At 35.8% G+C, this 12,811-nt stretch carries 10 protein-coding genes and 2 pseudogenes; 2 read left to right on the top strand and 10 right to left on the bottom strand.

The features are described 5' to 3' along the window. Positions 1-9: 9 nt before the first annotated feature. From RYO54_RS18485 to RYO54_RS18460, 6 genes are all read right to left on the bottom strand, one after another. Positions 10-795: an ABC transporter ATP-binding protein gene (locus RYO54_RS18485; RefSeq protein WP_315122028.1), complete on the bottom strand. Its 786-nt coding sequence runs from the start codon at positions 793-795 to the stop codon at positions 10-12. Positions 796-860: 65 nt separating this feature from the next. Next, entirely contained in the window at positions 861-1,898 is a 1,038-nt protein-coding gene (locus RYO54_RS18480; RefSeq protein ID WP_315122026.1) for an iron ABC transporter permease, read from the bottom strand. After that, positions 1,898-2,941, bottom strand: coding sequence for an iron ABC transporter permease (locus RYO54_RS18475; protein WP_315122024.1), 1,044 nt, complete (start codon positions 2,939-2,941; stop codon positions 1,898-1,900). The genes RYO54_RS18480 and RYO54_RS18475 overlap by 1 nt, the downstream gene beginning before the upstream one ends. A 95-nt stretch (positions 2,942-3,036) precedes the next feature. Next, positions 3,037-4,029 carry an ABC transporter substrate-binding protein gene (locus tag RYO54_RS18470; RefSeq protein WP_315122023.1) on the bottom strand — a complete coding sequence of 331 codons (993 nt, stop codon included), beginning with the start codon at positions 4,027-4,029 and terminating at the stop codon, positions 3,037-3,039. A gap of 215 nt (positions 4,030-4,244) precedes the next feature. Then, positions 4,245-5,072, bottom strand: coding sequence for an AraC family transcriptional regulator (locus RYO54_RS18465; protein ID WP_315122021.1), 828 nt, complete (start codon positions 5,070-5,072; stop codon positions 4,245-4,247). Positions 5,073-5,176: 104 nt separating this feature from the next. Beyond that, on the bottom strand, positions 5,177-6,046 hold the full coding sequence (locus RYO54_RS18460) for a LysR family transcriptional regulator (protein WP_315122019.1): 870 nt from the start codon (positions 6,044-6,046) through the stop codon (positions 5,177-5,179). 155 nt (positions 6,047-6,201) lie between these two features. Here RYO54_RS18460 and RYO54_RS18455 point away from each other — a divergent pair, with 155 nt between their 5' ends. Beyond that, positions 6,202-7,938: an ABC transporter ATP-binding protein gene (locus RYO54_RS18455; RefSeq protein ID WP_315122017.1), complete on the top strand. Its 1,737-nt coding sequence runs from the start codon at positions 6,202-6,204 to the stop codon at positions 7,936-7,938. Further along, complete coding sequence (locus tag RYO54_RS18450; protein ID WP_315122015.1) at positions 7,935-9,671, top strand: ABC transporter ATP-binding protein; 1,737 nt, start codon at positions 7,935-7,937, stop codon at positions 9,669-9,671. The genes RYO54_RS18455 and RYO54_RS18450 overlap by 4 nt, the downstream gene beginning before the upstream one ends. Positions 9,672-9,922: 251 nt before the next feature. On the opposite strand, the gene RYO54_RS18445 is transcribed toward RYO54_RS18450, so the two are convergent. From RYO54_RS18445 to RYO54_RS18430, 4 genes and pseudogenes are all read right to left on the bottom strand, one after another. Further along, on the bottom strand, positions 9,923-10,681 hold the full coding sequence (locus RYO54_RS18445; RefSeq protein WP_315122013.1) for a class I SAM-dependent methyltransferase: 759 nt from the start codon (positions 10,679-10,681) through the stop codon (positions 9,923-9,925). Positions 10,682-10,910: 229 nt separating this feature from the next. After that, positions 10,911-11,039 (bottom strand): annotated as a pseudogene (locus RYO54_RS18440) (choloylglycine hydrolase); the annotation flags it as partial. A gap of 8 nt (positions 11,040-11,047) precedes the next feature. Beyond that, positions 11,048-11,227 (bottom strand): annotated as a pseudogene (locus RYO54_RS18435) (IS21 family transposase); the annotation flags it as partial. A gap of 110 nt (positions 11,228-11,337) precedes the next feature. Then, entirely contained in the window at positions 11,338-12,141 is an 804-nt protein-coding gene (locus RYO54_RS18430) for a hypothetical protein (protein WP_315122011.1), read from the bottom strand. Positions 12,142-12,811 lie beyond the last annotated feature (670 nt).

Here is a 12,811-nt window from a genome sequence, read left to right as displayed (position 1 = left end):
CTATTTCTATTACTTAATCAGTTCATAGGAAATGCATGTTGGTTTCCCTGTTCTAGACCCCCACACAATCTCCGCATTAATATTAAAAGTATCCTTTAAAACCTTTGAGGTCATAATCTCTTTTGGAGCTCCGCACTTTATAATGCTTCCACTACGTATTGCTATCATGTAATCCGCAAAACGTGCAGCTAAATTTAAATCATGAAGTACCATGATGATTGTACAATTTTGTTTTCTGTTCAGATTATATAAAAGCTCCAACACCTCTAACTGATACGACATGTCCAAATAGGTAGTAGGCTCATCTAAAAGTATTAAATCAGTCTGCTGTGCTAATGCCATTGCAATCCATACTCTTTGCCGCTGTCCTCCAGAAAGGTTGTCCACCATCCTTGTCTCAAGCTCAGTTAGCTTTGTAATCTCTAACGCCCATGCAATTATTTTCTCATCCTCAGGAGACAGTTTGCCAAATCCCTTTTGGTGTGGAAATCTGCCATAGGATACAATTTCACCAACGGTAAGCCCCCCTTGAGCTTGAGGAGATTGAGGTAATATAGCCATCTTTTGAGCCACTTCCTTAGTGGAAAGCTTTCTGATATCATCACCATTTAAGTACACCACACCTTCCTTTTGCTTTAGGATACGTCCTATAGTCTTAAGCACAGTGGATTTTCCACAACCATTTGGTCCAATTATCGTAGTTATCTTACCTTTTGGTATATTCATATTCAAATCATCAACTATGAGTTTGTCATCATAAGCGATGGCTAAATTTTTTGTTGCAATACTGTTCATAAACCCTTACTCCTTATATTAAATACATAGTTTGTTCATAATAAAATCTATTAATCATCCTATAGTTATCCCTCGCTATTAGAAAGAAGATAAAGAAAATATGGTGCTCCAATAATAGCTACCACAATTCCTGTTGGAATCTCAGAGGGTTGAATAATAACACGTCCAATAGTATCTGCAATAGATACTGATACAGCACCAACCAGTGTACTGGTCAATAGAAGTACCCGATGACGTGGTCCAACAAGTCGTCTTGATAAATGGGGTGCTATGAGACCGACAAAACTAATACTTCCGCTAACTGCTACACACGAAGCAGCAAGGGCCACAGATGCTGCAAGCAATCTGCGACGTTCCTTTTCTACTGAAACACCAAGACCATAGGATATATCATCGCTAAGATTCAGTATATCCATAACAGGAGCTTTGATTAGTATATAAGGAATCAATACTAGCAACCATGGCAGCAATGTTAGCACAAACTTCCAGTTGGAGCCCCAAATGCTTCCTACTTGCCAAGCGACAACAAAGTTATATTGTGTATCATCCAACTTCACCACCAATAAAGTGGTTAATGCGGAGACTCCTGCCTGTACCGCCACACCGGTCAAAACAAGTCGCATAGTTGAAATACCCTCATTCTTATTATAAGAAAAAAGATAGACTATAACTGCCGTGGTACCCGCTCCTATTAAGGCTAGAAAAGGTAGGGTAAACACCGATAGGAAAGATTCCGCACTAAAAATCAGTACATACAAAATCACCATTAAACTAGCACCTGCATTAATACCTAAAAGCCCAGGATCAGCTAAAGGATTTTTAGATACACTCTGTATTATGCATCCTGATAGAGCAAGCCCCCCTCCCACCAACATTGACACAATTATACGAGGTAACCTGAAATCAAATAAAATCAACTTTTCTTTATCCGTGCCTTTACCAAATAGCGTCCTTAAAACATCAACTGGGGACATTTTAATATATCCTGTGTCCATGCTTACAATTAAAGAAATTATCAGCAATAAAACACAGCCAATTATAATTAAAGTATTACGAATAGCCACCTTACGTTTATATGCTTCAATTGTTTGTTGTTCATTCATTACATTGCACCCCTTTGCTTGCGAGCCAAGTTTAAAAATAATGGCACACCGATGATAGAAATTACAGCACCTATGGGCGTTTCAAAAGGAGGGCTTAAAGTTCTTGCTACTAGATCAGCCAATACCACCAGCAAAGCTCCCATTACTGCTGTAGAAGGAATAATTAATTTATAGTCCATGCCAACAAAAAAACGTGCAATATGAGGAACAATCAGTCCCACAAATCCAACTGCTCCTACCACAGACACAGAGGCCCCTACCAATATAAGAACTACAATAGATGAAAGCGCATTTACCAACTTTATATTTATTCCCAATCCCTTTGCAACATCTTGTCCTAAACTTAGAATGGAAATAGAAGGTGATAGTGCAACTGCTCCTATCAGTCCCCCTATTATCCAAGGTAACATTATCCTAACCTGTTCCCAAGTGGAACCAGCTACACCACCAATCGTCCAAAACATGATACTTTGTGCCACGTTAAAATAAAGGGCAATTCCCTGGCTGAGTGCCACCAGCAGTGTACTTACAGCTGCACCTGATAATACAAGACGAATAGGCGTTTGTCCACCTTTACCCATAGAAGCAATTCCATTAACTAACCCAGCTCCTAAAGCTGCTCCTAAAAAAGAAAACAAGATAATCTGCATATAACTCATTCCAGGAAATAATGCAAAGCAAATAGAAAGAGCAAAGGCTGCACCTGAATTAAGCCCAAGCAAACCTGAATCAGCTAAAGGATTTCCTGTAGTCCCTTGCATAATGGCTCCTGAAACAGCAAGAGATGCACCAACCAAGGCACTAGCTATAACACGAGGCATACGAAGGTTGACTATAACAAGATGATTCATTTCTTCTCCATTGAAATTAAATAAAACATCCCACAGTGAAGATAGAGGAATATTCTCTGTTCCCTTAGTCATAGAAAATGCCATAATAAACACAAGTGCTCCTAATCCCCCTAATACAATCAACCACATCTTCCACACATGATTTTTTTTATTTATCTGCACATAGTTTTCCTTTTCCATTGGTTTCTTCATATAACTGCTACCTCCTTATTACTGTAAACTATTCTCATTAGACAAAACCAATGGTTAATTTCCATCTAGGTTACATCTATTTTTCCAACGAAAGGTTATTTTTCTATAGCTTTTATTAAATTCTTAGCAGCAATCTGTAATGCTAGTGAACTTTCACTATTTAGAGAATCATCGAAAAATAAAATCTGATCCTTTTTTACTGCATTAAGTGACTGCCATACAGGAGAAGATTTTTGCTTTTCAATAGTTGAATCAACAATCTCAGGGAAATGTCTAAATATAATATAATCTGGATTCATCTTGGATAATCCCTCTAATGAAATAACATTGCTATCTTCTGGATAACCATTTGGCATTGACAAGTTAAAGCCATTGGTTTTGTCGTAATAAATGGTATTATTTGATCCAAGCGCAACAAAATTTCCCTTTCCATCAACTCTAAGTAAAGCAAATGTTTTGTCTTTATGACTCTCTAAAACTTCTCTAGTTTTTTCAATTTCCTTCTCAGTTTCATTTATAATTTTAGTAGCTAAATCCTCTTTTCCAACAATTTTTGCGCACTGCATAGTTTTGTTTTGCCAAGAATCTTTAAAGTCTATTTGAACCACAGGCGCTATTTTCACCAACTTATCATAAATCTTATCCACATGACCTTTAAAGGTTACAATTACATCTGGTTTTGATTCTAAAATTGCCTCTAAATTTAAATCTCTAGCGCTACCTAAATCTATAACATCAGCAGTACCTGCATATGGTTTAAGGGTTTCAAATTCATCTAAAGCCTTCATTGCACTACCAACTGTTGCTCCAGCAGAAGCAGTGGGTGGTGTTTCCAAAGCGAAAAAATAGTCTAAAAATGCTGCATGAAGAATTGCTACTCTCTCAGGTTCTTTATCAAACTTAATCTCTTTTCCTGTTGAATCTTCTATAATCCTCGGCCACTCAGCCTTTTCATTATCGCTTATTTCTTGCCTAGACGTATTATCTGATTTATTTGCACTTTCCTTATTATCGGCTCCATTACAACCAGATAGTATGATGCTTGTGATTAATATAATTGATACAAATAATCCTATAATTTTTTTCATTTTCATTCCTCCTATATAATAATTTGAACGATACATAATCGCGATTATATCAATTAGGTTAGTTATGACTAACTGAACTATGATTAATATAGCAAATAAAGAATCATATGAAAATGGATGATTACTGAATTCATAATGCATTATTCCTGAATTCCTCTATCTGCAAAAAATAATTTAAATAAAAAAAAGCTTTTAAATCCTTAAAGAATAAGAATCTAAAAACTTTCTTTATATCTAAACTTCTCCCGAAACTTACTTGGAGAAACACCAAATTGCTTTTTGAACCTCTTACTAAAATGATATGGATCGTGATAGCCCACACTTTTTGCTACTGCCACTATAGGAGCATCACCTGTTACCAACAATTCCTTTGCACGGTTTAGCCGATGAATCATAAGATAGTCTCCTGCCCCCATTCCTGCATATTTTGAGAACACATAGAATAATCTATTCTCATTTACCCCATGTAGTTCGGCAAGAGATCGAATAGTAAGTATGTCCATATAGTATTCGTGAATGTAATCTGATACTTGTTTAAACAGTATCTGATCATCACCACTTGATTGGTTACGTGCACATATAAAAATTTCATCCAATACGCAACGAAACATGGTCTCTGTCTGAAACTTAGCAATTGCTCCAGGTTGATTTGATGCCTCCCATAATCGTTGTAACAAATCAACAAGCCTAGGACTTTGCCCTGTAACCAATTCAAAATGTGAGCTCTCTAATGAAAATCCTTCTGGTTCAGGCTTACGAACACTGTAAAGCACCAAAATATAACTCCACTTTTTTTTACCAACTACACTCTTACTCAACTTCATGTTCGCGCCACCATGAATTACACTTCCAACTTCTGCTGTATAAAAAGTATCTTCGAAAATTAAATTAGCTTGCCCTCCCAAGGGAAAGATAAACCCTGGAAATGGTGAAGTTTTCATAATACCAGAATTTCCTGGTTCAACGCTATAATTATATACCCCTTCTACCTGAAAAGCAGTATTAGCAAAATGTTCTACAAGATCAATCAATTCGACTTCCATTTAATGCTTTCCCCTTTCTCACTAAGTTTTATAACAATTCTACCATATTATAAAGGTAAGCCTTCTTCTATTCTTGCCGCATAAATTACCTTTATATTTTCTTCCTACTCTATTCCGAAGCTTTCTATAAATTTCGATGCAAGAGGGGAAATATATCTATCTTTCACCCATATTGCAGCTATTTTAGTTCTTAGCTTTTCGCTTTCTATTTCTTTGTAAAGCAGATTACTATTAGCGGCAAGTTCAAATGCAGATTGAGGGACAATAGCTATTCCAAACCCTGCATTTGCCCATAAAAGTGTTGTTCGTGCATCATCACATTTACAGTATATTTCCGGCTCGAAGCCGTGCTCCATACAAGTTTCGCGAATTAGTTGTTCAAATCTTCGGTAAATGATTAATGGCTTATTTTTTAGTTCATCCACCGATATAGTAACCTGAGCTGGTTCCCAATAACATTCTCTTGGTATCGCTGCAATCATAGGTTCAGTCTTTGCATATTTGCATTCAAAATTTAAAGCATTAAACGGTGTCCTGACAATGCCAACCTCGATAATGCCTTTATTTAATAGGTCAATAAGTGTAAAAGTATCACCCTCATATATCTCAAATTTAATACGGTCATATTCCTCGTGAAATTTCGATACTCTTTCATTTAAAAGTGTTGCTCCTGATGAGGAAACCGTACCTATGGATAAGGTTCCTTGTAATCCTTTGCCGAAATCCTTGACTTCTTTTACAACTGAGTTGGTTAGCTCTAAAATTTGGCGTGCCCTGTTCATAAGTATTTTTCCCGTGTCCGTGAGCTGCAGGTGTCGTGAACCCCTCTCTGCAAGCTTCACCCCAAGTTCTTCTTCCAGCAGCTTGAGCTGTTGACTCAATGGTGGCTGTGCCATATTTAGTTTTTTAGCCGCAGAAGTTATTTGGCCTTCTTCTGCAATTGTAAGAAAATATTTTAATTGTTTTATATCCATAAAAGCCTCCAACAAATATAATCCATATGATTTTCATATATTATGCATACATAACAGATATTTTTCATATGAAAGTTCGTATGCTATAATCATAGCCGGAGATATGAAAATATGCAATATACTTCAAAAATTTTTAACAGTGGAGGTTGATGGATTTGTTCAAGCTTGCAGTCTTTTTAAAATCGTACAAAAAAGAATGCATAATTGGTCCGGCTTTTAAACTATTGGAGGCAACTTTTGAGTTATTAATGCCCACAATTATGGTACTCATCATTAACAATGGAGTTGATAAACGCAATATAGATTATGTACTTAAAATGGGCGGAGTTATGTTTGTCATGGCAATACTTGGATTTTGCAGTTCTATGATATGCCAGTATTATGCGGCGCGTGCCTCACAGGGGTTCGGTACAACCTTGAGAAATACAATTTTCAAACATATATCATCTCTTTCCTATGCGGAAATAGATACATTAGGTACATCATCGCTGATAAATCGAATTACAAATGACGTGAATCAACTCCAGCTTGCGGTTGCCATGCTGATACGTCTCGTTATACGCGCACCATTCATATGCATAGGTGCTATTATTATGTCCATGATAATGGACTTTAAGTTATCAATGATTTTTTTAACTGCTACCCCTATTTTTGCGTTAATATTGTACCTTGTTATAAGCAAATCTTCACCGCTTTACCGTAAATATCAACAGAAGCTTGATAAAATCGCATTAATCTTGCGTGAGAATCTTTCTGGAGTAAGGGTGATCCGCGCATTTGCAAGGACTGAAAGTGAGAAGAAACGCTTTTATGCTGCCAATGATGATTTGACTGACACTGCAATTCATGTTGGGAAAATATCCGCATTGCTTAATCCTATGACATCATTTGTTATGAATGCTGCTATCATAGCTATATTATGGGTAGCTGGATTTCATATCAATACAGGAAAGCTTTCACATGGGGAGATTATTGCATTTGTCAATTATATTACTCAAATATTGCTTGCGCTTATTGTGGTGTCGAACCTTGTGATTATATTTACCAAGGCAGTTACTTCTGCTGGCCGTATAAATGAAATTTTGGCCGCAAGCACATCAATTCAGGACAAGGAAAATCAAGTTCAACATATTATTAGCGGTACCACCCCATCAATTCAGTTCAATAGCGTGTCCTTTGCTTACAATAATACAGGTGATAAGGTCCTTGAGGATATTTCGGTCACTATTAAACGTGGTGAGACCATTGGAATTATAGGTAGTACCGGATCCGGAAAGTCTACCTTTGTTAACCTTATTCCTAGGTTCTATGATGCTACAGAAGGCAGCATATTTGTGGACGGTATAAATGTTAAAGATTATCAGCTTCATAAATTACGTGATAAAATTAGCATTGTACCGCAAAAAGCTGTGCTATTCACAGGGACTATAGCCGAAAATATATGTTGGGGCAAGCAAAATGCCACAGATAAAGAGATCATAGCAGCAGCTAAAATTGCACAAGCTGATGAATTTATTTCAAAGCTTCCTGATGGATACAACACACAGGTATCCCGAGGTGGATTAAATTTTTCAGGTGGTCAAAAACAGCGTTTAACTATCGCCCGTGCTGTAGTTTCAAAGCCTGATATCTTGATATTGGATGATTCTTCAAGTGCATTGGACTTTGCCACCGATGCAAATCTTCGACGGGCAATTAATGAAAGCAGTAAAAATATGACGGTTCTTATTGTATCTCAGAGGGCAAGCACAGTAAAGCAAGCTGATAAGATTATTGTATTTGATGACAGACATATCACAGGCTTTGGTACACATAAAGAGCTTATAAATAACTGTGAAGTATATAAAGAAATATGTCTATCACAGCTTTCAAATGAGGAGGCTTCGAAATGAACAAAGATACATTGACAAGGATTTTGAAATATATCAGTAAGTATAAATTTTATGTGTTTAGTGCATTAATAGCTGCTATTTTTAGCGTTGTTTCAAGCTTAATCGGACCGATGCTGATTGGTAAATCTATAGACCATATGGCTGGGATAGGAGAAGTAGACTTCGGAGCAATATTCAAGACTTTAATCGTTCTCGCCATAGTATACGCTGTTGGTAATCTATTTGTATGGCTTTTGACCTATTTAGCCAATCGCATATCATATCAAACTGTTAATGATATGCGTCATCAGCTTATTGATAAAATTAATACCTTACCGCTAAAATTTTATGACAGCAATGCTCATGGTGATACAATAAGCTGTTTTATAAATGATATGGATGCAATTTCAGATGGAATGCTACAAGGTATATCAGCATTGCTTACAGGTATTGTTACCATCATAGGTGCAATAGCATTCATGCTGTATATAAGTCCAATTATGACAGTTGTTGTTCTTTTATCTGCTCCGGCTTCCTTTCTGATGGCACGGTTTATTACCAAACGTTCACAGCAAATGTTTAAGGCTCAAGCAGAAAGTTTAGGTAAATTAAACGGTTATATTGAAGAAATTATTGGCGGACAAAAAGTTGTACAGGCTTTTAATTATGAAGAGCATTCTTTTAAGGAGTTTGAGAAAATTAACAATACATTGTATAGTTCTGGTGTAAAATCACAGTTCTATGGTTCGTTATCTGGACCAACTACCCGTCTTGTAAATAATATTACCTACATTGCCATAGGTGTCATAGGAAGTATTTTAGCTATTTTAGGCAAACTCACAGTTGGAGATATATCAAGTTTTCTAATTTACTCAAACCTATTTGCAAAACCTTTTAACGATATAACCGGAGTATTTACTCAGATACAGTCTGCGGTTGCGTCAGCGCAGCGTATATTTTATATTCTTGACATACCGTCAGAAAAACCTGATGGTAAAGACTCCATTAATATTAAGCATAGTCAAGGCGCTATTAGCTTTAACAGTGTGAATTTTTCATACGACCTCCACCATCCTCTGATTACTAATTTCAATCTGAATGTAAAGCCTGGAACCAGAATAGCTATAGTAGGTCAAACTGGTGCAGGTAAGACCACTCTCGTAAACTTACTTATGCGATTTTATGATGTTGATAGTGGTTCCATAACTGTGGATGGCATTGATATTAAGACCATCGCCCGTGACGATTTACGATGCAACTTTGGCATGGTGCTACAAGACAGCTGGTTATTCTCAGGTAGCATACGTGACAATATTGCTTATGGTAAACCAGATGCAACAGATGAAGAAGTTATTGCTGCGGCTAAAGCTGCTGGCGTTCACGGCTTTATAAAATGTTTGCCTAACGGTTACAACACCCTTATTTCAGATGCTGGTGAAAATTTGTCCCAAGGTCAAAAACAGCTTCTCACCATTGCCAGAGTGATGCTTGTTAATCCGCCAATGCTTATTTTGGATGAAGCCACAAGTAACATAGATACCAGAACGGAAATCCACATACAAAAAGCATTTCTAAAAATGATAGAAGGTAGGACAAGTTTTGTTATAGCCCACAGGCTTTCAACAATACGCGAGGCAGATTTGATTTTGGTATTAGATAATGGCAATATTGTAGAGAGTGGAACTCATAACCAGCTATTAAAAAATGGAAGCTATTATGGAAAACTTTATAACAGTCAGTTCGCACCTGTATAAATTATCGCGTTCCATATTTCCAAAAATATTTTAATTGTTATTTTAGCTTTAGGGTGGAGTATCGTTTTTGTAAGCGGTAGACAGAACAGAATTAAAAACTTGAATAAACAAAAAAGTAGGCTTACCTTTAAAGTAAGCCTACATAATGTCCTAATAGTAAGGTATATTTTTTAAAAATGCCCGGTCAACGGCCATGCTTATATAATAGCATAGTCGCAACTATATGAAATATTTGAGTAGTAACACTATTTCTATTTAATAGCAACAGCCTCAAAAGTAATTATCTCTTCAGAATTTGATGGATACTGCCCAAATTTATAATCTGAAGAAATTACAATATTTTCAAATCCTATGCTTTCAAGTATTAATCTAAACTCTTCTACTCCATACCACCGTAATGGGAAATACTCTAATTCAGTTTGCAGAAGTACCCCTTCACGCCACTTTTCATATCGCCCATGGGAAATAGTATGTTGATTTATATAGTCAACCTCTACAATTTTATTTTCTAATGTAATTATATCTCCATTAGAACATTCCCAAGTTTTTGTGGAAACTGTACCTATTGAAATATCAGTTTGCAAAAATATATCAAGAATTAATCTACCGCCATTAGATAAATGCTTATAAAAGTTTTGTAATGCTTTTATTGAATCTGCTCTCTTGTGTAGTAGAAGGAACGTTCCCGTTGGCACTATAATAGCATCATATTTTATATCTTGTGAAAAAGACTCCATCTTTGCCTCAAAAAGTTTAGGATTTAGACCTCTTTTTTTACAATTATTCTCACATATATTTAACATATCTTTTGAACTATCAAATCCATCAACATTTAATCCCTTTTCTAAAAGAGGAATTAATATACGACCAGTTCCTGTTGCAGGTTCAAGAATAGGTCCTTTGCACGATTTTAATCTATTCATGTAAAATTCCACATCTCCAAAAGAATGACCTATAGGCTTATCCATATCATATATTTCTGAAGACAATCTACCATAATAGCTCAACATCTTTTATCACCTTTCTCCCTTGATTTATTATAAATACCTAATCTCTCCTATAATTCAATGTCCACCTTCACCTGACTTTCCTCCATATGGTAATTTTATTATAACAACAACTTTAAAAAAGAGCTGTTCCTGTTTTGCTAAATATTGATATATGAAAACAAAGACACTAAGATTTTTATCTTAATGCCTCTGAATTTTCTTACTTTAAATTTTCAAATAAAAGGTATTCTCATTTTGTGATGGCAACCCTTTTATCCTCTTTGAATGCTTTTCTTGAAGGATTTCCTTCGACTCTAAAAATTGTACCATCTGTCAAATCATAAATTGATGACCAAACAGTATCAAGTCCTTGTTTACGGTGAAGCAATCGTAATATTTATCTAATTTACTTGATTTAATTCTAGTTCCTGACTTTCCTTCATAACCCTCATAATATTTCTTAATAGTTCTTCTATCTATCCCATATTCTCTACTAAGAGCAGAGTAATTTGGCTTTAAGCTCATTGCTTTAATTATATTAAGTTGTTCTAATAAGTTCTTAATCATTAGTATCCCTCCTAGGAATAAGATACTAATGCATATATAAATTTATACATTTTTATTTTCCACTTTTAGTGCAATATTATTTTATTATTTACAACATATCCATATCATTTTTACTGAACCTGCTTCATGAGCTTTTCATGGAATTCCATTGCGGGCTTATATGACCCATTATATTCGATACCGAGCAGCGCCTTATCATATCGGGGAAAAGTCATCAAAGCAATTTCCCCATTTTCGTCCACGATATCAACCGAAATCGTCGGGTCATTGTTACTGTAGCCCTGCCCATTGTATTTAACCGACTTGATTGCGCTGTGAACAACGTTATATTTCTCCACCAGTTTCTTTGACAGCGCAACATATTCCTGCGGATTTTTAGCAAGAGCTGCATCAAAAGCTACTGAAACCTTTTTATCCAATGTTCTTTCACGTGCTATGCTAAATAATTCTCCTGTTACCGAATCCACAGAGAAACAATAACTGCGCTTGCCATTGATTAGCACATCAGCGTACCAGCTCGAACGAGGAAGACTTTCGGTTGGCTGTTGGTAGCCTATTTCAATCACCTGACCCTCTAAGCTCAGGCCAAATACTTGCCAAAGGGCCTGTGCGCCAATTTCCGCTGCATCTTCTTTTGTCATGTCCTTGCTGGTTGGTGTTTGATTGCGGTAGTATTCAAGGTCAATTGCTCCCACCTTATAATTTGCTTTTTTGTAGCCTTTCGGTAAGGTGTTTTGTGCTGTCTGGGATGAACCTTTTGTATAATTAGCATAGCTTGTAGGGATGATATCTGATTTTTTGAATTCCGTCGCCGTCGCTGTCTGTACGAATCCCTGGAATAGTAATGTGCTGGCCGCCGTTGCCACCAATATGGTTTTTTTTAAGCTTTTTCTTTCCAATCTATTTGCTTTCATCTGAATCTCTCCTTCATAGTTTTGTTTGTAATCACAATAAACAGTATAAAATGGCCGTATTAATGACTTAATTCTGTAACATTCAACCTGCTATCTCCCTCCTTTTCCTTAGTTTCATAAATCCTTTAAATTTGAGTAAAGCCTATGTATTAATTAGCCTCTCATCTATATATTGTAATAACTTTTAGTTTGGTTCATAAAACTCTATTATTTATGATATAAAAATAGACTAACTTAGTAAAAACCTTGTAATATAAAGGTTTTCTAATTTAGTCTAATTATAAAAATATTATCAATAAGTATATTTTTACATCATTATGCTTATATTTGCAATTAAGTTATATCTATATCTTTAAGTCATATTATTCACGATGAAACTCCAAAAAATCTTTTATAGATTTTCAGAGTCATCCATTTATTTTTCAGCTTTTTTTAGCAATACACAGCACTCCATATGCCTTGAGGAGATAAAAAAGATGCCGTCAAGGTCCAGTGGTTTCTTGGCGGCATCTCTTTAATTTCAATCGTTTGCGTGAAAAAAGTTAACTGGGCATTATTCTGCCATCTAGATGTTCTAGAAGACTAATCTTTAGCTATTAAATATTATAAAATTGACCCATGTCCGGATCTCTCAATTTGCTTTGTATATTGTAGGGGAATTTATGCAAAT

The organism is uncultured Clostridium sp., assembly GCF_963515715.1.
GTDB lineage: Bacteria > Bacillota > Clostridia > Clostridiales > Clostridiaceae > Clostridium_AW.
Note: the sequence above shows the minus strand (reverse complement) of the source record. Positions and strands in the feature narration are given on the sequence as shown.